The 19454-nt window shown below is 72.5% G+C and carries 21 protein-coding genes; 5 read left to right on the top strand and 16 right to left on the bottom strand.

The window, feature by feature from the left end; translation table 11 throughout:
* Window positions 1–150 precede the first annotated feature (150 nt).
* Together OG276_RS29890 and OG276_RS29885 are read left to right on the top strand one after the other, a co-directional pair.
* Window positions 151–948, top strand: coding sequence for a hypothetical protein (locus OG276_RS29890; RefSeq protein WP_266909936.1), 798 nt, complete (start codon window positions 151–153; stop codon window positions 946–948).
* A 251-nt stretch (window positions 949–1199) separates the two neighbouring features.
* Window positions 1200–1628 (top strand): hypothetical protein, encoded by a 429-nt coding sequence (locus OG276_RS29885; RefSeq protein ID WP_266909934.1) that lies wholly within the window; start codon window positions 1200–1202, stop codon window positions 1626–1628.
* A gap of 25 nt (window positions 1629–1653) precedes the next feature.
* On the opposite strand, the gene der is transcribed toward OG276_RS29885, so the two are convergent.
* The 5 genes from der to OG276_RS29860 form a co-directional block, all read right to left on the bottom strand.
* Window positions 1654–3114: a ribosome biogenesis GTPase Der gene (gene der / locus OG276_RS29880; RefSeq protein ID WP_266909932.1), complete on the bottom strand. Its 1461-nt coding sequence runs from the start codon at window positions 3112–3114 to the stop codon at window positions 1654–1656.
* A 75-nt stretch (window positions 3115–3189) separates the two neighbouring features.
* Complete coding sequence (locus OG276_RS29875) at window positions 3190–3777, bottom strand: 1-acyl-sn-glycerol-3-phosphate acyltransferase (RefSeq protein WP_266913226.1); 588 nt, start codon at window positions 3775–3777, stop codon at window positions 3190–3192.
* A gap of 56 nt (window positions 3778–3833) precedes the next feature.
* The gene (gene cmk, locus OG276_RS29870; RefSeq protein WP_266909930.1) at window positions 3834–4538 is read right to left on the bottom strand and encodes a (d)CMP kinase; all 705 of its coding nucleotides are present in this window, start codon (window positions 4536–4538) and stop codon (window positions 3834–3836) included.
* A 199-nt stretch (window positions 4539–4737) separates the two neighbouring features.
* On the bottom strand, window positions 4738–5826 hold the full coding sequence (locus tag OG276_RS29865) for a prephenate dehydrogenase (protein ID WP_266909928.1): 1089 nt from the start codon (window positions 5824–5826) through the stop codon (window positions 4738–4740).
* A gap of 157 nt (window positions 5827–5983) precedes the next feature.
* A complete protein-coding gene (locus OG276_RS29860) occupies window positions 5984–6430 on the bottom strand; it encodes a YidB family protein (protein ID WP_266909926.1) in 447 nt (148 codons plus the stop codon).
* A gap of 136 nt (window positions 6431–6566) precedes the next feature.
* On the opposite strand from OG276_RS29860, the gene OG276_RS29855 reads away from it, so the two are divergent.
* From OG276_RS29855 to OG276_RS29845, 3 genes are all read left to right on the top strand, one after another.
* Window positions 6567–6908 carry a DUF952 domain-containing protein gene (locus tag OG276_RS29855; protein ID WP_266909924.1) on the top strand — a complete coding sequence of 114 codons (342 nt, stop codon included), beginning with the start codon at window positions 6567–6569 and terminating at the stop codon, window positions 6906–6908.
* Window positions 6909–6991: 83 nt separating this feature from the next.
* Window positions 6992–7462, top strand: a complete 471-nt coding sequence (locus OG276_RS29850; RefSeq protein WP_266909922.1) for a Rieske (2Fe-2S) protein — start codon at window positions 6992–6994, stop codon at window positions 7460–7462.
* Window positions 7463–7490: 28 nt separating this feature from the next.
* A complete protein-coding gene (locus OG276_RS29845) occupies window positions 7491–8210 on the top strand; it encodes a nucleotidyltransferase domain-containing protein (RefSeq protein WP_266909920.1) in 720 nt (239 codons plus the stop codon).
* Here the strand turns inward: OG276_RS29845 and OG276_RS29840 are convergent.
* From OG276_RS29840 to ald, 11 genes are all read right to left on the bottom strand, one after another.
* The gene (locus OG276_RS29840; RefSeq protein WP_266909918.1) at window positions 8207–8959 is read right to left on the bottom strand and encodes a nucleotidyltransferase domain-containing protein; all 753 of its coding nucleotides are present in this window, start codon (window positions 8957–8959) and stop codon (window positions 8207–8209) included. The two genes, OG276_RS29845 and OG276_RS29840, sit on opposite strands and share 4 nt — an antisense overlap.
* Before the next feature lie 3 nt (window positions 8960–8962).
* On the bottom strand, window positions 8963–10000 hold the full coding sequence (locus tag OG276_RS29835; RefSeq protein ID WP_266909916.1) for an ADP-ribosylglycohydrolase family protein: 1038 nt from the start codon (window positions 9998–10000) through the stop codon (window positions 8963–8965).
* Entirely contained in the window at window positions 9997–10803 is an 807-nt protein-coding gene (locus OG276_RS29830) for an NUDIX domain-containing protein (protein WP_266909914.1), read from the bottom strand. The genes OG276_RS29835 and OG276_RS29830 overlap by 4 nt, the downstream gene beginning before the upstream one ends.
* Window positions 10800–11906: an AAA family ATPase gene (locus tag OG276_RS29825; protein WP_266909912.1), complete on the bottom strand. Its 1107-nt coding sequence runs from the start codon at window positions 11904–11906 to the stop codon at window positions 10800–10802. The genes OG276_RS29830 and OG276_RS29825 overlap by 4 nt, the downstream gene beginning before the upstream one ends.
* Window positions 11903–12520, bottom strand: a complete 618-nt coding sequence (gene pnuC / locus OG276_RS29820; protein ID WP_266909910.1) for a nicotinamide riboside transporter PnuC — start codon at window positions 12518–12520, stop codon at window positions 11903–11905. The genes OG276_RS29825 and pnuC overlap by 4 nt, the downstream gene beginning before the upstream one ends.
* Window positions 12521–12656: 136 nt before the next feature.
* Window positions 12657–14258, bottom strand: a complete 1602-nt coding sequence (locus tag OG276_RS29815) for a pseudouridine synthase (protein ID WP_266909908.1) — start codon at window positions 14256–14258, stop codon at window positions 12657–12659.
* On the bottom strand, window positions 14258–14890 hold the full coding sequence (gene scpB, locus OG276_RS29810) for an SMC-Scp complex subunit ScpB (RefSeq protein WP_266909906.1): 633 nt from the start codon (window positions 14888–14890) through the stop codon (window positions 14258–14260). Before scpB ends, OG276_RS29815 begins: the two co-directional genes overlap by 1 nt.
* Entirely contained in the window at window positions 14887–15960 is a 1074-nt protein-coding gene (locus tag OG276_RS29805) for a ScpA family protein (RefSeq protein WP_266909904.1), read from the bottom strand. Before OG276_RS29805 ends, scpB begins: the two co-directional genes overlap by 4 nt.
* Window positions 15961–16348: 388 nt before the next feature.
* Window positions 16349–16840, bottom strand: coding sequence for a hypothetical protein (locus OG276_RS29800; RefSeq protein WP_266876780.1), 492 nt, complete (start codon window positions 16838–16840; stop codon window positions 16349–16351).
* A complete protein-coding gene (locus OG276_RS29795; protein WP_266909901.1) occupies window positions 16825–17862 on the bottom strand; it encodes a ParA family protein in 1038 nt (345 codons plus the stop codon). Before OG276_RS29795 ends, OG276_RS29800 begins: the two co-directional genes overlap by 16 nt.
* A gap of 449 nt (window positions 17863–18311) precedes the next feature.
* The gene (gene ald / locus OG276_RS29790) at window positions 18312–19427 is read right to left on the bottom strand and encodes an alanine dehydrogenase (RefSeq protein ID WP_266909899.1); all 1116 of its coding nucleotides are present in this window, start codon (window positions 19425–19427) and stop codon (window positions 18312–18314) included.
* Between the last annotated feature and the right edge of the window lie 27 nt (window positions 19428–19454).

Here is a 19454-nt window from a genome sequence, read left to right as displayed (position 1 = left end):
GAAAACAACGGCCCGGTCGGACCGTTCACTCCTTCGGGGGTCCGGTTCGATTCCGTTCCCTCAAACGGCGTGACCCCGGCCGCCACTCCCCCGTTGAGCCCGGCGAGCCGGAACCCCCGGCCCCGCACGCCTAGTCCGAGGAGCCACCCCGTGCCGCGCATGCTCGAAGTCAGTGATGAGGTACGTGCCGAGATCGGCGACGAGGAAGCCGAGCGGCTGCTCGCAGGTGACGGATCCCCCGGCAGCTACGACTGCACTTCCTGCCGCACCCCCGGCGACTCCGAGCGCGAGCAGACCAGCACCGTGCTGTTCGTCGGCGACGAGACGGCCGTCCTGGCCTTCGCCCACGCCGGCTGCATCCCCTCGCAGGTCGTCTCCGTCCCCGAGGCGGACCTCCAGGGCGCCGTCCGCTCCATCACGGGCGACAGCCCCGCCCCGGCGGCCTCCCCCGCCGGCGACGTGCCGCAGTCCGTGCCCGGCGGCCAGGCCGTCCTCGGCATCACCAGCGGCCTGATCCTGATCAACGGGGAGCTGCACCCCGCCCTCGTGGTGGAGCCGACCGCGCCCATCGCGCGCCCCGGCACCACCGGTCCCGGCGACGACTTCCTCCCGCTCCTCATCGAGCAGGGCTTCATCCCCATGACCGACACCGAAGAGGTCCCGCAGGCCCTGACCGGCTGGTCGATCCTGCTCGCCGCGGGCCAGCTGCACTCGGTGCTCCAGCCCGGCCAGATCGCCTGGTGGCAGGCGCACCGGCCGCTGTCGGTCACCGACGGCTGGCGGGCCGCCGTCAACAAGACGCAGCGCGTCCTGGTCTACGCCGCCCCCGTCGGCACCATCGGCCAGCAGCCCCGCGAGGACCTGCTGCGCGACGCCCTGGACAAGGCCGCCCGCAACGGCAAGCTGGTCGCCGCCTCGATGCCGCTGGCGGGCACCCCGGGCGCCTGAGGCCCCGGCTCTGCGGCCCTCCCCGGGCTCCCGCCCGCCGCTCCGTCTTCCGTCCCCGAAACGGCCGTCCGACCCCCGCAGAGGGGGCCGGGCGGCGTGCGCCGGGGGTGCGCGGTCCGTCCCGCGCACCCCCGGCGATCTGCGTTTTCCGTCCCGCCACCCCGCATCCGTGGGCCGCCGGTTTCGTTGGCTGATACGTGCATTCCTACGATGTCTCCCGCGCCCCGTCCTATCCGAGCAGCGTCCCCCCGATGCGCCCCGTACGGGAGCTGGGGAGCTCTCCCGCCGCCTCGCACACGCCCATCTACGACACGCTGTACTCGGAGTACCTGCGCGCCTTCCGGGCCCTGCCCGGCGACCGCACGGGCGAGGAGGACCTCGGCTTCACGGCGTTCTCGTACGGGGGCTCCTACAGCGGCGCGTACGGCAGCGGCGCGGGCGCGTACGGCAGCGGCTCCGCGGCGGGCTCCACGAGCTCCTACGGGAGCGGCTGGAACGGTTCCTCATGGCAGTCGACGGGACAGCACGCCGGGCAGCAGGCGGACGCCTGGCAGCCCTCGCCGGCCCCGCAGCCGCAGTACTCGTACGCCGGCGCCGGATACGCGAACGGGCGCCAGCACCAGACCGGGATGCAGCACATCCCGGCGGCCCTGCCGCCCGCTCCGCGCCGGGGCTACTAGCCCCGGCGGCCCTACCGACGTCGCACTACATCTTGCGCTTGTGCTGCGCACCGCGCTTCTCGCGGACGCGGACCGAGATGTGGATCGGGGTCCCCTCGAAGCCGAACTCCTCGCGCAGGCGGCGCTCGATGAAGCGGCGGTAGCCGTGCTCCAGGAAGCCCGAGGCGAAGAGGACGAACCGCGGCGGCTTGCTGCCCGCCTGTGTACCGAACAGGATGCGCGGCTGCTTGCCGCCCCGGATCGGGTGCGGGTGGGCGGCGACGACCTCGCCGAGGAAGGCGTTCAGACGGCCGGTCGGGATGCGCGTCTCCCAGCCGGCGAGCGCGGTCTCGATGGCCGGGACCAGCTTCTCCATGTGGCGGCCGGTGAGCGCCGAGACGTTCACCCGGGGAGCCCAGGCGACCTGCTGCATCTCGGTCTCGATCTCGCGCTCGAGGTAGTAGCGGCGCTCCTCGTCGAGGTCGTCCCACTTGTTGTACGCGATCACGATCGCGCGGCCCGCCTCGACGGCCATGGTGATGATGCGCTGGTCCTGGACGGAGATGTTCTCGGTCGTGTCGATCAGGATGACCGCGACCTCCGCCTTCTCCACGGCGGCGGCCGTACGCAGCGAGGCGTAGTAGTCGGCGCCCTGCTGGAGGTGGACCTTCTTGCGGATGCCCGCGGTGTCGATGAACTTCCAGACGACCCCGCCGAGCTGGATCAGCTCGTCGACCGGGTCGCGGGTGGTGCCGGCCATCTCGTTGACGACGACGCGGTCCTCCTTGGCCACCTTGTTCAGGAGGGAGGACTTGCCGACGTTCGGGCGGCCGATGAGCGCGATCCGGCGCGGGCCGCCGATGGCGGTGCCGAAGGTCTGCTCGGGGGCCTCGGGCAGGGCCTCCAGGACGGCGTCGAGCATGTCGCCGGTGCCGCGGCCGTGCAGGGAGGAGACCGGGTGCGGGTAGCCGAGGCCCAGGGACCACAGCGAGGCCGCGTCGGACTCGCCGCTCTGGCCGTCGACCTTGTTGGCGCACAGGACGACGGGCTTGCCGGCCTTGCGCAGCAGGCGGACGACGGCCTCGTCGGTGTCGGTGGCGCCGACCTTGGCGTCCACCACGAAGACGACCGCGTCGCAGGCCTCGATGGCGTACTCGGCCTGGGCGGCGACGGAGGCGTCGATGCCGAGGACGTCCTGCTCCCAGCCGCCGGTGTCGACGACCTTGAACCGGCGGCCGGCCCACTCGGCCTCGTAGGTGACGCGGTCGCGGGTGACGCCGGGCTTGTCCTCGACGACCGCCTCGCGGCGGCCGATGATCCGGTTCACCAGGGTCGACTTGCCGACGTTCGGGCGGCCGACGACGGCGAGGACGGGCAGCGGGCCGTGGCCGGCTTCCTGGAGGGCACCCTCGACGTCCTCGACGTCGAAGCCCTCTTCCGCGGCGAGCTCCATGAACTCCGCGTACTCGGCATCGCCAAGTGCTCCGTGGTCTTGCTGGTCGTTCATGAAGTCCGTTCCTCGTCGTTCGTGGTGATCGGTGGGGCCCGCGCAGCGCGGTTCCACTACTAGGTCAAGTCTCGCTCAGCGCCCGGTGAGGCGCTTGGCGTCGGCCAGGTGGGCGGTCAGCCGGTCCTGGATGCGTACGGTGGCCTGGTCCAGCGCGGTACGGGTACGGCGGCCACTGCCGTCCCCGGCGTCGAAGGCATCGCCGAAGACGATGTCGACCCTGCTCTTCAGCGGCGGCAGGGCCTTGACGACCCGGCCGCGCCGCTCGGTGTCCGCGAAGACGGCGACCGGCACTATGGGCGCACCGGCACGGACCGCGAAGTACGCGAGGCCCGCGCGCAGCGAGGCGAAGTCGCCTTCGCCCCGGGTTCCCTCGGGGAAGATCCCCAGGGCCCCGCCGTTCTCCAGCACCCCCAGCGCCCGGCTGACGGCGCTCCGGTCGGTGCCGGAGCGGTCCACCTTGACCTGCCCGATCCCTTCGAGGAAGGGGCCGAGCGGACCGACGTACGCCTCCTTCTTGATCAGGAAGTGCAGCGGCCGGGGCGCGGTCCCCATCAGCATGGGGCCGTCGATGATGTGCGAGTGGTTCACGGCCAGGATGACGGGGCCGGTGGCGGGGACCTTCCAGGCCCCCAGCACGCGCGGCTTCCAGAGGCCGTACATGAGCCCGATGCCGATCCTCCGGCCGACCGCCGCACCCTTGAGGGAGGGCGTATCGCTCACGCGCGGCCCCGCTTCTCTTCCACCAGCGTCACGACGCACTCGATGACCCTGTCGAGCGTGAGCTCGGTGGTGTCCACCTCGACCGCGTCGCCGGCCTTGGCCAGCGGTGAGGTCTTGCGGCCGGAGTCGGCGGCGTCGCGCTTGATCAGCGCTTCCTTGGTGGCCGCGAGGTCGGCGGCCTCCTTGCCCCGCAGTTCGCCGCTGCGGCGGGCCGCGCGGGCCTCGGCGGAAGCGGTGAGGAAGATCTTCAGGTCGGCGTCGGGCAGCACGGTGGTGCCGATGTCCCGGCCCTCGACGACGATGCCGTCGGCCTCGTCGGCCGCCTCGGCGGCGATGGAGCGCTGGAGCTCGGTGATCAGGGTGCGCACCTCGGGGACGGCGCTCACGGCGCTGACCTTGGAGGTGACCTCCTGGGTCCGGATCGGGCCGGAGGCGTCCTGGCCGTCGACGGTGATGGTCGGGGCGGACGGGTCGGTGCCGGACACGATGACCGGCTTGCCCGCCGCGAGGGCGATCGCCTGCGGGTCGTCGATGTCGATGCCGTTGGTGATCATCCACCAGGTGATGGCCCGGTACTGGGCACCGGTGTCCAGGTAGCGCAGCCCGAGCTTGGCGGCCACGGCCTTGGAAGTGCTGGACTTGCCCGTGCCGGAGGGACCGTCGATGGCGACGATCACGGCGGTCGGAGCTGCGGTTTCCACGGTGCGGGCACCTTCCTGGTTGCGCGTACGTGTCCGGGCGCGCCAATAGCGCCCCTCCTCCAGGTTACCGGGCTTTTCGCCGCCGCCCGCCGGGGCGTCGACGTGCGGCCCCGGGCCGGGCCTGGTACGGGCTCGGGGCGGCCCCGGGGGCAGGTCCGGGCCCGCACCGGGCCCGGCCTCCGGGGGCCTGGCGCCTCGCCTACGGCTGGCGCAGCGCCCAGCCGCGTTCGCGCAGCTCCGCCTGGAGTCCGGCCACGGCACGGGGTTCGACCATCAGCTGGACCAGGCCCGCCTGCTGCCCGGTCGCGTGCTCGATCCGCACGTCCTCGATGTTGACCCCGGCCCGGCCGGCGTCGGCGAAGATCCGGGCGAGTTCGCCCGGCTGGTCGGAGATGAGGACGGCCACCGTCTCGTAGACCGTCGGCGCGGCCCCGTGCTTGCCCGGGACCCGGACCCGGCCCGCGTTGCCGCGGCGCAGTACGTCCTCGATGCCGGCCGCCCCGTCCCGGCGCTTGTCCTCGTCGGCCGACTGCAGGCCCCGCAGGGCTTCCACGGTCTCCTCCAGGTCGGCGGCGATCCCGGAGAGCACGTCCGCCACGGGTCCCGGGTTGGCCGAGAGGATCTCCACCCACATGCGGGGGTCGGAGGCGGCGATCCGGGTCACGTCGCGGATGCCCTGTCCGCACAGCCGCACCGCGGTCTCGTCGGCCTCCTCCAGCCGGGCCGCGACCATGCTGGAGACGAGCTGCGGGGTGTGGGAGACCAGCGCTACGGCGCGGTCGTGCGCGTCGGCGTCCATGACCACCGGGACGGCCCGGCACAGGGCCACCAGTTCCAGGGCCAGGTTCAGCACCTCGTGGTCGGTGTCCCGGGTCGGCGTGAGCACCCAGGGCCGGCCCTCGAAGAGGTCGGCGGAGGCCGCGAGGGGGCCGGACTGCTCCTTGCCCGCCATCGGGTGGGTGCCGATGTACGCCTTGGTGTCCACGCCGAGCGCGTCCAGCTCCCGGCGCGGTCCGCCCTTGACGCTGGCCACGTCCACGTAGGCGCGGGCCAGGTCACGGCCTATGGCGTCGGCGAGGGCGGCGGCCACGTGGGCGGGCGGTACGGCGATGACCGCGAGGTCGGCCTTGCCCTGGTAGGGCTCCTCCGTGCCGGCGCCCAGCGCGGCGGCCGTACGGGCCTGCCCCTGGTCGCGGTCGGACAGGTGGACGGCGATGCCGCGGGCGGCGAGGGCGAGCGCCGCGGAGGTGCCGATCAGTCCGGTTCCGATGACGACGGCGGTTCTCACGGGGTGCTCCAGGGGTACAGGGGTGTGACGGCGGTGCGGTGCCTGCCTCAGGGTAGCCAGCGGGAATGCCTCGAGGGCCCGGCGTCCCGTCCGCTGGGACGGGACGCCGGGCCCTCGGGGACCGCCCGCGGCAGGACCGGGGCGCTCGGAGGCTCGCTCAGAGGTTCTGCTGCTTGATGATGTCCTCCAGCGAGCCGGTCGGCACCGAGCCCTGCGGGGTCAGCTTGTCCACGGCCTGCGGGAGCGCCTGCGCGATCTGGTCGGCGGCCGCCTCGGGGGTGACGCCCGCCTGCTCGGCGACCTTGGCCAGGGTCTCGTCCGGCAGGGCCTTGGCGATCTCCGGGCCGCTGACCGGCTGGTTCTCTCCGGTACCGACCCAGGACTGCGCCTGGTCGGTCAGACCCGACTTGGTCAGCATGTCCAGCAGCCCGCCGAGCGGGTTGTTCCCCGCGCCTCCGGCAGCCTGGGCGCCGCCGGCGCCACCGCCGCCGCCCATGAGGGCGCCGAGGAGGGAGCCCAGGATGTTGCCGCCGCCACCGCCGCCCTGTCCGCCGCTGCCGCCGAGAAGGCCGCCGAGAAGGGAGCCGAGGTCATTGCCCGCCATGGTGATGCCTTTCGATGAGGGACCGGGCGCGCGGAAATCGGCGTACCCGGCTTCGAGATACGGACAATGTCACCCAATAAGGGCACATCTGCCACTTGGCGCAGAGCCGCGCACCGGCTGCGGTAGAACGATCTGCATGATCTTCCACCTCGTACCGCTCGCCGACTGGAGCGCCGATCCCGAGCGCCCGTACGCCCCGTCCTCCCTCGAATCCGAGGGTTTCGTGCACTGTTCGGCGGATCCGCAGACCGCGCTGGCGATCGCCGCCTCGCACTACGGCGGCGTACCGGGAACCCTGCTCGCCGTGGAACTCGACGAGCGCGCCCTCACCAGCGAGGTCCGCCGGGAGGGTGAAGCGGGCATCCGCTACCCGCACGTCCACGGCCCGTTGAACCGGGAGGCCGTGGTGCGCGTGTGGGAGGTGGTACGCGCCCCAGGTGCGCCGGCGGAACTCGTTCCCCGGCCTCCGGAGGGCTGAGTCAAGGCGTGGCGGGGTGTTGTTGAGGCCCGTCACGCGCCAGGATGCCTCTCGCCATCCCGGCGATCACCCGAGGAGAAATCATGAGCGACCCCACCCGCGCTGCCCGGCGCACCGTACTGGCGGCCGGCGCGAGCGTCCTGGCAGGCGGCGTCCTGACCGCGTGCGGCGGAGCCGACGAGACGAAGCCTTCGTCCGAGGGCGGCAGCGCGCCCACGGCCCAGAACTCCGCGTCCGCCTCGTCCTCGGCTCCGGCCGCGGACGCCAAGGCCCTGATCAAGTCCTCGGAGGTGCCGGTCGGCGGCGGCACGGTCCTCAAGGACGAGAAGCTGGTCGTCACCCAGCCGACGGCGGGCGACTTCCGCTGCTTCACCGCGGTATGCACGCACTCGGGCTGCCTGGTGAACAAGGTGGAGGCCGGCACCATCGACTGCCCGTGCCACGGCAGCAAGTTCAAGGACACGGACGGCGCGGTGGCCAAGGGCCCGGCCACCAAGCCGCTGGCGGAGAAGAAGATCACCGTCTCCCCGGCGGGCGAAATCTCGCTCGCCTAGCCCGGGGACCCGGCACTAGCCTCGCGGGATGAACGAGGCCAACCAGCACGAACCGACCCCCGAGCCGCTCGAACTCTCCCTGGTCAGGGAGCACACGGTCTACTCGTGCGTGATGGGTTCGAGGGCGTTCGGCCTGGCGACGGAGGCGAGCGACACCGACAGGCGCGGTGTCTACCTCGCCCCGACGCCGCTGTTCTGGCGCTTCGAGAAGCCGCCGACGCACGTGGAAGGGCCCCGGGACGAGGAGTTCTCGTGGGAGCTGGAGCGCACGTGCGAACTCGCGCTGCGCGCCAACCCGAACGTCCTGGAGGTCCTGCACTCCCCCCTCGTCGAGGACCTCACCCCGGTCGGAGAGGAACTCCTCTCGCTCCGCGAGGCGTTCCTCTCCCGCCAGGCCCACACCACCTTCAGCCGGTACGCCGTCTCCCAGCGCGGCAAACTCCTCGGCGACCTCCGCAACCACGGCGCCCCGCGCTGGAAGCACGCCATGCACCTGCTGCGCCTGCTCCTGTCCTGCCGCGACCTGCTGCGCACGGGCCGCCTGGTGATCGACGCGACCCCCTACCGCGACCGCCTCCTCGCGGTCCGTCGCGGCGAACTCACGTGGGAGGAGGTCGACGCGTGGATGACCCGCCTGACGGAGGAAACCGAGGCCGCGCTCCCCACGACGCCCCTCCCCGGGGCCCCGGACCTCCCCCGCGTCGAGGACTTCCTCCTGCGCACCCGCCGGGCGTCGGCGACGGCCTAAGGCACCCGCCGCCGTACGACGAACTCGTCGAGCGCGTCGAAGGCGTCCGCATGCTCCGGCAACGGCGAGGCGTCCTGGGCTGCCGCCAGCACCCCGTGCAGCGCCTCGACGTCCCCTTCCACCCGCGCCGCGTCGACCCCGTCGGCCGCCCCGTGCTCGGCCTCGGCCTTGGCCTCGATCAGCGCGGCCAGGTACCCCGGCGCCTCGGGTACCTCGTCGAGCAGCGTGGGCAGGTGCGCCTGCACCTGCGCCGAGCGCATCAGGTGGATACCGGTGAGCAGCGCCCGGAAGGTGTAGAGCAGCGGCTTGAGCTCGGCCGTCTTCCCGTAGAGCCGCCACTGGGTGTTCGCGAAGCCCCGGTAATGGTGCGCGTGGTGGGAGGTCAGGACGCCCGGGGCCAGCGCCACCAGTTCCTCGTGGGCCGGCGTCGTGTGCACCACCAGGGGGGACAACAGCTGCTCCAGGACATAGCCGTTGCGGTTCAGCATCAGCCGGACGAACTTGCGCAGGTCGTGCGTGACGAGGTCCATCTCGGTGCCGTCCCGGAACCACATGCGGCTGCGCGTCTCCTGCGGGTCGCGGAGCGAGAGCAGCTCCGCCGCCGGCAGCAGGTGCGCTCCGCGCAGGTCGACGTCGGAGTCCTTGGAGGGGAAGCCGTAGAGGTGGGCGCCCGAGACCGTCGCGAAGAGCAGCGGGTCCGGCTCTTCCGCCACGACGGCGGTGAGGTCGATCTCCAGCGCGTCCAGCATGGTTCACGCGTCCCAGAGGGCGCCGAAGGACAGGAGCTCGGCGCGGTACTCGATGCGTCCCTCCCAGTCGCGGGGCCAGGCGTCCGCGCCGAGGTGGGCGCCCGCGAAGGCGCCGGCCAGGCAGGCGATGGAGTCGGAGTCGCCCGCCGTGCAGGCCGCGCGGCGCAGGGCCAGGAGCGGGTCTTCCGGGAAGAGCAGGAAGCACTGGAGGGCGGTGGCCAGGGCCTCCTCGGCGATCCAGCCCTCGCCGGTCGTGAGGCAGGGGTCGGTTTCCGGGGACGGGGTGCGCAGGGCCGCCGCGAGACGGTCCAGGACCTCCAGGCACTCGTCCCAGCCGCGCGCCATGAAGGACTCGGCCGAGGCGTCGGACGCCGTCCGCGTCCAGAGGTCGCCGAGCCAGCGCTCGTGGTAGCGGGTGCGGTTCTCCAGGGCGTACGAGCGCAGCTGCCCGACCAGGCCGGTCACCTCGGTGCCCTGCGCCAGCAGGAACACCGCCCGCGCCGTGAGGTCGGAGGCGGCCAGTGCGGTGGGGTGGCCGTGGGTCAGGGCCGACTGGAGCTGGGCCGCGCCGGCCCGCTCCTCCTCCGTCCAGCCGGGCACCAGACCGACCGGAGCCACCCGCATGTTCGCGCCGCAGCCCTTGGAGCCGAGCTGGCTGGCGTCGCGCCAGTCCCGCTCGGGAAGGTCAAGGAGGCTGCAGGCCTTCAGGCAAGTGTTGCCCGGGGCCCGGTTGTTCTCCGGGGAGTGGTACCAGTCCACGAACTCCTCCCGGACCGGGCGGGCGAGGCGCAGCGGGCCCACCCGGCCCCGCTCCGCGGCGGTCCGCATGCCGCGGGCGAGGGCCAGCGTCATCTGGGTGTCGTCGGTGACGATCGCCGGCCGGGGCAGGTCCATCTGCCGCCAGGGGCCGGTCTTCGCCAGGATCCTGGGCACGTCGTTGAACTCCGTCGGCAAGCCGAGGGCGTCTCCCAGGGCCAGTCCGATCAGGGAGCCCGTGGCGGCCCGCTTCGTGTGGGGCGGGTTCGTCGGCTTCGTCGTCATCGCGCGTGTCCTTCCGAGGGGCGCAGCAGGGGCGGGTGCAGGGTGTTGGCGGGGCCGGGCCGGTAGAGCGCGGCCGGTTTGCCGCGGCCGCCGGTGAGCCGGGCGGCTCCGGGCACGGCCTCGACGAAGCCGGGCGTGGCCAGGACCTTGCGGCGGAAGTTGGGGCGGTCCAGGACGGTGTCCCAGACGGTCTCGTAGACGGCCTGGAGCTCGCCGAGGGTGAACTCGGGCGGGCAGAAGGCGGTGGCCAGGCAGCTGTACTCCAGCTTCGAGCCGACCCGGGAGCGGGCGTCCGCGAGGATCTCCGCGTGGTCGAAGGCCAGTCCGAAGGCGGGCTCGCAGGCCTCCCCCACCGGCACCCAGCGGGCGCGGTCCGCGTCTCCGCCACCCCCGGCCACCGGTTCCGGCAGATCGGGGACGAGCGCGGTGAAGGCCACCGAGACCACCCGCATGCGGGGGTCGCGGTCCGGGTCGCTGTAGGTGCGCAGCTGGTCCAGGCGGAGGGCGTCGACCACCTGCGCCGACAGGCCGGTCTCCTCGGCCAGTTCGCGCCGGGCGGCCGTCTCGGCGGACTCGCGGGGCAGCAGGAAGCCGCCGGGCAGGGCCCAGGCGCCCGCGTACGGTTCCTGCCCGCGCCGGATCAGCAGCACGTGCAGGGTCCCGCCGCGCACGGTGAAGACGGCGAGGTCGACGGTCACCGCGAAGGGGGCGAAGGCGTGCGGGTCGTACCCCTGCCCGGGTCCCTGCCCGGGTCCGGGTCCGGGTCCCTGCCCGGGTCCGTGTCCGGGTCCGGTGTCACTCATCGGCTCCGCTCCCCCGTCCGCTCCGCCACCCGCTCCGGCAGCGGATCCGCGAACTGCCAGCCCTCCGCCAGCAGTCCGTCGACGGCGGCCACCGCCGCCGCCAGCCGCGCCTCGCGGTCCCCGCGGACCACCAGGTGGCGCTTCCCGGTCCGTTCCAGCTCCTCCAGGAACCGCCCGGTCATCCACGGCCGGAGCTCCGCTCCGTCGCGCAGCCCGTCGTCCTCGAAGGGCACGTCCGCGTGGTCGGTGAGCAGGTACAGGTCCCGCCGCGTCCCGGCGGCGATCCGCTCGACCTCCGCGCTGCGCGCGCCCATGTACCGCTCGTGCCAGATCCCGGTGGCGAAGGAGTCGGTGTCGCAGAAGAGCACCGGCGATCCCAGCCGGGCCGCCCGCTCCTCCTCCGCGTCCTGGCGCCGTGCGATCACCGGGAACTCCGCCGAGGTGAAGCTCACGTCGGCCCAGGTCGCCGCCGGGTCCGCGGCGCGCGCCGCCGCGAGCCGCTCCTCGCTGTACCGCCGGCCGTACTCCGCCACCCAGCCCGTCTTCGCCCACACCCCGCCGCGCCCCCGCCAGTGCTCGGCCAGGGCCCGCGACAGGGTGGTCGTGCCGGTGGACTCGGCGCCGAGTACGACGATCCGCCGGGTCAGGGCGGCCCGTACGGCGGGTCCCAGGAACTCCCAGTTCCCGACGGGGTCGGCCCGTACGGCCGTGCCGGACACCGGGAACAGGGTGCGGCCCCGGTCCACGCAGACCTCCTCGGCGCCGAACCGCCGCGCGAGCTCGGTCCCGTAGGCCTCGGAGGTGAAGACGGCGTCGACCGGGCGGCGCACCGCGCCCCGGAAGATCGCCATGTGCGCCTCCCAGACGGCCGGGTCGTGGAGGTCGACCGGGATGTCGTCGACCGCTCCGACCACCTCGGCCCCCGGGTGCGCCTCGCGCATCCAGGCGACCCGGTCGGCGAGCGGTACGGACTCCACGGAGGCCGCGCAGACCAGTACGGTCAGCCGCTCGCACTGGTCCTGCGCGGTGCGCACCAGGTGGTGGTGGCCGGCGTGCGGTGGATAGAACTTGCCGAGGACCAGGCCGTGGCCGTGGCGCTTCACGAAGTCACCGCCGTCGCCGCCGTCTCCGCCGTCGCCCCGCGGGCCGGGAGGGCCCGGCGCCAGCCGAGCAGTCCGGCCACGCACAGGGCGAGGAAGCCGACGTAGAGCAGGGAGGTCAGGTACAGGCCCTTGTAGGCGTACAGCGGGATGTAGACGAGGTCCGCGGCGATCCACAGCCACCAGGACTCGACGAGCTTGCGGCACTGCCCGTACGTGGCCATGAGCGAGAGCCCGGTCGTCAGGGCGTCCCAGAACGGGACGGTGGAGTCGGTGGCCCGGCTCAGCAGCAGGGTCAGACCGAGCACCCCCACCGCCCCCGCCGCGGCCAGCACGGTCCACTCGGCGGCCGTGGTGCGGCGCACGGGCAGGGCCGTGGTGGTGCCTGGTCCACCCCCGTGGGTCCAGGACCACCAGCCGTACGCGGCGAGGGCGATGAAGACGATCTGCAGCCCGGCGTCGGCGTAGAGGCCCGCCTGGGCGAAGAGCACGATGAAGAAGACGTTGTTCGCGATGCCGATCGGCCAGTTCGCGATGTGCTGCCGGGCGACCAGCCAGACGCACACGGCCCCCGTGACGAACCCGAGGATCTCGGTCCAGCTCGTCTGCCATCCCATGACGCCCACCCTCATCTCTTTATAGTCAGGTTGACTATAAACAGGCTCCGGGGTCCCGCACAACCAAAAAACCCGCGGCGCCCGAAGGCACCGCGGGTTCTGGAGGCCCGTGTGGGGCCGTGCTTCTGGCCGGGCCCTAGAGACCGACCTCGCGCATGAGCATGCCGACCTCGGTGTTGGTCAGGCGGCGCAGCCAGCCGGACTTCTGGTCACCGAGCTCGATCGGGCCGAACGAGGTCCGCACGAGCTTCTCGACCGGGAAGCCGGCCTCGGACAGCATGCGGCGGACGATGTGCTTGCGGCCCTCGTGGAGGGTCACCTCGACCAGGTAGTTCTTGCCGAGCTGGTCGACGACGCGGAAGTGGTCGGCGCGGGCGTAGCCGTCCTCCAGCTCGATGCCGTCCTTGAGGCGCTTGCCGATGTCGCGCGGCAGCGGGCCGGTGATGGCGGCGACGTAGGTCTTCTTCACGCCGTACTTCGGGTGCGTGAGGCGGTGGGCCAGCTCACCGTGGTTGGTGAGCAGGATGATGCCCTCGGTCTCGGTGTCGAGCCGGCCGACGTGGAAGAGACGCGTCTCGCGGTTGGTGACGTAGTCACCGAGGCACTGGCGGCCGTCCGGGTCCTCCATGGTGGAGACGACGCCGGCCGGCTTGTTCAGCGCGAAGAACAGGTACGACTGGGTGGCGACGGTCAGGCCGTCCACCTTGATCTCGTCCGAGGGCTTCACGCGCTTGCCCTGCTCCAGGACGATCTCGCCGTTGACCTCGACGCGCGCCTGCTCGATGAGCTCCTCGCACGCACGGCGCGAACCCATGCCGGCACGGGCGAGCACCTTCTGCAGACGCTCACCCTCCTCCTCGGCGCCCGGGAAGGTCTTCGGAGTCTTGATCACGGGCTTGTCGGCGTACCGGTCGCGCACGCGCTCCTCGATCCGCGCCTCCAGCTCGCGCGGCTTGGACTGGCCGCTGCGGGAGCCGGGGCCGATGCGCGGGCCGCCGGCGCCGCCGATGCCCGGGGTACGGGAGACCTTCGGGCCGCCCTTGGCGCCACCGCGGGCCGCAGCGCCGCGCGCACCGCCACCGCGGTTGCCGTCGGCCGCGCCGCGGGCACCGCCGCCGCCCGCCTTGGCACCGCCGCGGCCGTTGCGCTCGCCCTCGGGGCCCACGTCGTAGCGACGCTCCTCGGGGCGGGGGTTGCGGATGCGGGGGGCCTGCTCGCGGTCACGGTCGGAGCTGCCGCCCTGGTAACCGCCGGAGGAGCCGCCACCCTGGTAACCGCCACCGGAGGAGCCGCCGCGGGAGCCGCCACCCTGGTAACCGCCACCGGAGGAGCCGCCGCGGGAGCCGCCACCCTGGTAGCCACCGCCCGAGCTGCCGCCGCGGGAGCCGCCGCCGGAGCTGCCGCCACCCTGGTAGCCACCACCGGAGGAGCCGCCGCGGGAGCCGCCACCCTGGTAGCCACCACCCGAGGAGCCGCCGCGGGAGCCGCCGCCGGAGCTGCCGCCACCCTGGTAGCCACCACCGGAGGAGCCGCCGCGGGAGCCGCCACCCTGGTAGCCACCACCCGAGGAGCCGCCGCGGGAGCCGCCTCCCGAGCCGCTGCCGCCGCCGGAGCCGCCACCGCGGTAGCCACCACCGCCGCCGCTGGAGGAGCCGCCGCGGGGGGAGCTACCTCGCCCGCCACCACCGCCGCCGCTGTTCCTGTTGCCGCCACCGTTGCCGTTGCCGCTGCTTCGCATCAAAGTTCCGTCGTCTTGTCGTCTTCATCGGTATCCGGAGAGTCCGGATCGAACGACGGAACACCCTCTTGCGTCTCGGCTTCGATCGCGTCCGCCTCGGGGAGGAAGGGCGCGAGCTCCGGGAGCTCGTCCAGGCCACGCAGGCCCATCCGCTCCAGAAAGTAGTTCGTCGTCCTGTACAGGATCGCACCTGTTTCGGGTTCCGTCCCCGCCTCCTCCACCAGACCCCGCTGGAGGAGGGTGCGCATGACCCCGTCGCAGTTGACTCCGCGCACCGCCGAGACCCGCGACCGGCTGACCGGCTGGCGGTACGCGACCACGGCCATCGTCTCCAGCGCCGCCTGGGTGAGACGGGCCTGCTGGCCGTCCAGGACGAAGGCCTCCACCGCCGGCGCGTAGTCCGCCCGGCTGTAGAACCGCCAGCCCCCGGCGACGAGCCGCAATTCGAATCCGCGGCCCTGGACCTCGTACTCGTCCACCAGCTCGCGCAGCGCCCGCGCGACCTCGCGCGGGGTCCGCTCCAGCACCTTCGCCAGGTGCGCCTCGGTCGCCGGCTCGTCCACGACCATGAGGACCGCCTCCAGGGCGGGCTTCAACGCCAGCCCGGCCACGGGGGCCGCCGTCTCGCTCATTCCTTGACCTCCACGATCTGGTCGAACTCGTCCGTCACCGTCGGCATGCCGTCCCCGTCCCCGCCGCTCCAGCGCACCGTGAGCGTCGCCAGGGCCTCCTCCTGGTCCAGGACCACCGCCTTCTCCCGGTAGAGCTCCAGGAGGGCCAGGAAGCGCGCCACGACGGTGAGGGTGTCGGCGGCGTCCTCGGTGAGCTCCTGGAAGGTGGCCTCGCCGCGCGCCTTGAGCAGCGCCACGACCAGCCCGGCCTGCTCCCGGACGCTCACGAGGGGCGCGTGGATGTGGTCCACGTACACCTGGGGCTTCGCCCGGGGCTGCATGGCCTTGACCGCGAGCCGCGCCAGACCCTCGCCGCCGATGCTGATGACCACCTCGGGGAGCAGCTCGGCGAGGTGGGGTTCCAGCCCGACGGTGCGCGGGTAGCGCTTGCCCTCGGTCTCGGCCCGGTCCTGGAAGATGTCGGCGATCCGCTTGTACGCCCGGTACTGCAGCAGCCGCGCGAACAGCAGGTCCCGGGCCTCCAGCAGCGCGAGGTCCGCCTCGTCCTCGACCTCGGCGACGGGCAGCAGCCGGGCCGCCTTCAGGTCGAGCAGGGTGGCGGCGACGACGAGGAACTCGGTCGTCTGGTCGAGGTCCCAGTCGGGCCCCATCGCACGGATGTGCGCCATGAACTCGTTGGTGACCTCCGACAGCGCGACCTCGGTGACGTCGAGCTTGTGCCGGGAGATCAACTGCAGCAGCAGGTCGAAGGGCCCCTCGAAGTTCCCGAGGTGCACCGTGAACCGCCCGTCCTCGGCCGAGGACGCGGGAGGCACCGCCAGGGTCTCCAGGGAAGCCGGTACGGCCCCCTCGATCCCCTCAACCTCCCCGGCCCTCTCGGGGCCCCCGGGGCCGCCCTCGGGGGCCTCCTCGGCCTCTCCTGGCCTCTCGGGCTCCCCAGGGGCCTCAGGGACCGGTACGGCCACGACAGGAGGTCCGGGGAGCTCCCTCTCCTCCTCCGGTACGGAGACACCCGGGCCGCGGCCCAGCGAGCGGCGGGGCGGGAGGCCGGGTTCGGCGGGAGGGGGCATCGCGGTCCAGGGAGGTACGGAACGAACGGCTGGCTGACCAGGGCCGAAACCCAAGCCCCTAACCCTCCCACGCACGACCGCACGGAACCCCCGGGGACGCCGGGCAAATCCAGCCCGCCCCGAAATCCAGCCCGCCCCGCCAATTCCAGCCCGTCCGGCGCTTGAGGACCGGGGTCTGGGGCGGAGCCCCAGGGTCGTCCAGCCCGTCCGGCGTTTGAGGACCGGGGTCCGGGCAGCGCCCGGGGAACGGCGGAAGGGCGGGTAGGGGAGCTCCGCCCCGCGCAGCGGCAAAGGTCACGGCGGGGACTTCGCCCCGCAGGGCACGCCAGCCACGGCACCGCACACGGCGAGGGCGCCGGGACGAGCCCGGCCAAGCCCCCGCAGGGGCTCAGCGCCCCCGCAACCGCCGCACCAGGATGCTCGCGTCACCGCGGGACTCCAGGTCCGCCAGAACCACCGCGACGGCCTCACGCACGATCCGGCCCCGGTCGACCGCCAGACCGTGCTCCCCGCGCAGCACCAGCCGCGCGTGTTCCAGGTCCATGAGCTCCTCGGCGGAGACGTAGACCGTGATCTTCTCGTCGTGCCGCTCACGCCCGCTGGGCCGCCGGTTCGCACCCCGGCCCTGCCCCTTGCCCCGGCCGGGGGTGGGGGCGGGGACGGCGTTACCGGAACCTTCCTGCGGCCTACGCTGCGGGCCGACGCCCGGCTCCGTACCGGCCTCAGCCTCCCGGCTGCGGCCCTCTCCCGCCGTGCCCTCCGCGGCCGAAGCCGCGTGCTCCACGCCCCGCGCCGAGTTCGGCGAGGAGGACGTCAGCGCCATCCCCCCGGTCGTACGGAACAGTTCGTCGGCTCCGGGCAGACTCACTCGGCGGGACACCGGGCGAGCACCTCCCTGGCCAGCTGGCGATAGGCGGCGGCACCGACGGAGTTGGAGGCGTACGTGGTGATCGGCTCGCCGGCGACCGTGGTCTCCGGGAACCGCACCGTACGGCCGATGACCGTGTGGTAGACGTGCTCGTCGAAGGCCTCGACGACGCGCGCCAGCACCTCACGGCTGTGCACCGTGCGGGAGTCGTACATCGTGGCGAGGATGCCGTCGAGCTCCAACTCCGGGTTGAGCCGCTCCTGCACCTTCTCGATGGTCTCGGTCAGCAGCGCCACACCGCGCAGTGCGAAGAACTCGCACTCCAGCGGCACGATGACCTTGTGAGCCGCCGTCAGGGCGTTCACGGTCAGCAGACCGAGCGAGGGCTGACAGTCGATCACGATGTAGTCGTAGTCGGGCAGCAGGGGCTTCAGGGCCCGCTGCAGCGTCGACTCGCGCGCGACCTCGCTGACCAACTGCACTTCGGCGGCGGACAGGTCGATGTTGCTCGGCAGCAGGTCCATGTTGGGGACCGCCGTCTTCAGCAGCACCTCGTCGGCCGACATGCCCCGCTCCATGAGCAGGTTGTAGACCGTCAGGTCGAGTTCCATCGGGTTGACCCCGAGGCCGACCGACAGCGCGCCCTGCGGGTCGAAGTCGACGAGCAGCACTCGGCGCCCGTACTCCGCCAGCGCCGCACCCAGGTTGATGGTCGACGTGGTCTTGCCCACGCCGCCCTTCTGGTTGCACATCGCGATGATCGTCGCCGGACCGTGATCGGTCAGCGGACCCGGGATCGGGAAGTACGGCAGCGGCCGTCCGGTCGGGCCGATCCGCTCACGGCGCTGGCGTGCAGCGTCGGGAGCGAGAGTGGCCGCGTACTCGGGGTCGGGCTCGTACTCCGCGTCCGGGTCGTAGAAATGCCCCTCGGGCACCTGTTCGTAGTCGGCGAAACCCACGGGCTTGTCGCCGCTCGGGTCGCCGGCCCTGGAGTTCACGTCTAGGCCGTCCATGCTCTTTTGGGGCGTCGTCATGTGCTGGTGGTTTGCGAAGGTGCGGACCGCTACGGATCCCACGGCTTCGATTCCGGCAGGACCCTGGCCCCGCGCAGGCCCTCCTGCTCGACCACCTCCAGGAGCAAATGTCGACTCATTCACAAGTCGTCTTACCTCCTCGGACGTGACCAGGACACTTATCGATAGGTCAGCGTGGCACCATGCCGACGGTTGGCGACTCTATGGCGTGTCACCACTCAGCGGCAACACAATCCGCCGGACCCACCGCGATGTGTCGGCAACCGAACACCACTCTGTCAAGGGCGTACGAGCTGTCGCCGGGAAGTTTCGCAGGTGTGCGAAAGGGTTAAAGGGTTACGTTCGAGGCGAGTTGAGCGGCCCCGCCGGGGACTCCGGGAACGCCTCCGGCCGGACCTCGCGAGCAAGGTCCGGCCGGATACGTGAGATTGACGTCAGTCGTTGACGAATCAGCCGAGCAGCGAGCTCAGCTCAAGGGTCTCGAGACCGTGCGCCTCGGCGACCTCGCGGTAAACGACCTGGCCGTCATGGGTGTTGAGGCCCAGCGCGAGCGCCGGGTCGCGACGCAGCGCCTCGACCCAGCCGAGGTTCGCGAGCTGCACGATGTAGGGCAGCGTGGCGTTGGTGAGCGCGTAGGTGGAGGTGTTCGGCACCGCGCCCGGCATGTTGGCGACGCAGTAGAAGACCGAGTTGTGGACCTGGAAGGTCGGCTCGGCGTGAGTGGTCGCGCGGGAGTCCTCGAAGCAGCCGCCCTGGTCGATCGCAATGTCGACAAGGACACTTCCGGGCTTCATCTTGGCGACGAGCTCGTTGGTGACCAGCTTCGGGGCCTTCGCACCCGGGATCAGCACCGCGCCGATGACGAGGTCGGCCTCGATGACGGCCTTCTCCAGCTCGAAGGCGTTGGAGACGATCGTCTTGATCTTCGTGCCGAAGATCTTGTCGGCCTCGCGGAGCTTGTTGATGTCGCGGTCCAGCAGGGTCACGTGGAAGCCCATGCCGACGGCGATCTGCACGGCGTTCCAGCCGGAGACGCCGCCGCCGATGACCACGCACTCGCCGGCGTGGGTGCCGGGGACGCCGCCGGGGAGCACGCCGCGGCCGCCGACCGAGCGCATCAGGTGGTAGGCGCCGACCTGCGGGGCCAGACGGCCCGCGACCTCGGACATCGGGGCGAGCAGCGGGAGGGCGCGGTTCGCCGTCTCGACCGTCTCGTACGCGATGGCGGTGGTGCCGGACTCCAGCAGGGCGTCCGTGCACTCGCGGGAGGCCGCGAGGTGCAGGTAGGTGAAGAGGGTCTGGTCCTTGCGGAGGCGGTGGTACTCCTCGGCGATGGGCTCCTTGACCTTCAGCAGCAGGTCGGCGGTCGCCCAGACCTCGTCGGCGGTGCCGAGGATCTCGGCGCCGGCGGACACGTACTCCGCGTCCGTGATCGAGGAGCCCACACCGGCGTTCTGCTCGACGAAGACCTGGTGGCCGTTGCGGACCAGCTCATGCACGCCGGCAGGCGTGATGGCGACCCGGAACTCGTTGTTCTTGACCTCGCGGGGGATGCCGACCTTCATCGTGGCTCACGGTCCTTGGCTCAGGGG

Origin of the sequence: Streptomyces sp. NBC_00086 (assembly GCF_026343255.1) — a bacterium.
Taxonomy (GTDB): domain Bacteria; phylum Actinomycetota; class Actinomycetes; order Streptomycetales; family Streptomycetaceae; genus Streptomyces.
The sequence above is the reverse complement of the archived record's forward strand: the minus strand, read 5'-3'. Positions and strand labels throughout refer to the sequence as shown.

What these genes read in the sequence shown, in the direction of transcription:
- pnuC (WP_266909910.1), bottom strand. Translation starts at nt 12,520, where the DNA reads ATGGGATGGCAGACGAGCTGGACCGAGATCCTCGGGTTCGTCACGGGG.
- OG276_RS29805 (WP_266909904.1), bottom strand. Translation starts at nt 15,960, where the DNA reads ATGCCCCCTCCCGCCGAACCCGGCCTCCCGCCCCGCCGCTCGCTGGGC.
- der (WP_266909932.1), bottom strand. Translation starts at nt 3,114, where the DNA reads ATGAACGACCAGCAAGACCACGGAGCACTTGGCGATGCCGAGTACGCG.
- scpB (WP_266909906.1), bottom strand. Translation starts at nt 14,890, where the DNA reads ATGAGCGAGACGGCGGCCCCCGTGGCCGGGCTGGCGTTGAAGCCCGCC.
- OG276_RS29795 (WP_266909901.1), bottom strand. Translation starts at nt 17,862, where the DNA reads ATGACGACGCCCCAAAAGAGCATGGACGGCCTAGACGTGAACTCCAGG.
- OG276_RS29875 (WP_266913226.1), bottom strand. Translation starts at nt 3,777, where the DNA reads ATGTACGGCCTCTGGAAGCCGCGCGTGCTGGGGGCCTGGAAGGTCCCC.
- OG276_RS29845 (WP_266909920.1), top strand. Translation starts at nt 7,491, where the DNA reads ATGAACGAGGCCAACCAGCACGAACCGACCCCCGAGCCGCTCGAACTC.
- OG276_RS29830 (WP_266909914.1), bottom strand. Translation starts at nt 10,803, where the DNA reads ATGAGTGACACCGGACCCGGACACGGACCCGGGCAGGGACCCGGACCC.
- OG276_RS29885 (WP_266909934.1), top strand. Translation starts at nt 1,200, where the DNA reads ATGCGCCCCGTACGGGAGCTGGGGAGCTCTCCCGCCGCCTCGCACACG.
- ald (WP_266909899.1), bottom strand. Translation starts at nt 19,427, where the DNA reads ATGAAGGTCGGCATCCCCCGCGAGGTCAAGAACAACGAGTTCCGGGTC.
- OG276_RS29835 (WP_266909916.1), bottom strand. Translation starts at nt 10,000, where the DNA reads ATGACGACGAAGCCGACGAACCCGCCCCACACGAAGCGGGCCGCCACG.
- OG276_RS29855 (WP_266909924.1), top strand. Translation starts at nt 6,567, where the DNA reads ATGATCTTCCACCTCGTACCGCTCGCCGACTGGAGCGCCGATCCCGAG.
- OG276_RS29815 (WP_266909908.1), bottom strand. Translation starts at nt 14,258, where the DNA reads ATGCGAAGCAGCGGCAACGGCAACGGTGGCGGCAACAGGAACAGCGGC.
- OG276_RS29840 (WP_266909918.1), bottom strand. Translation starts at nt 8,959, where the DNA reads ATGCTGGACGCGCTGGAGATCGACCTCACCGCCGTCGTGGCGGAAGAG.
- OG276_RS29860 (WP_266909926.1), bottom strand. Translation starts at nt 6,430, where the DNA reads ATGGCGGGCAATGACCTCGGCTCCCTTCTCGGCGGCCTTCTCGGCGGC.
- OG276_RS29850 (WP_266909922.1), top strand. Translation starts at nt 6,992, where the DNA reads ATGAGCGACCCCACCCGCGCTGCCCGGCGCACCGTACTGGCGGCCGGC.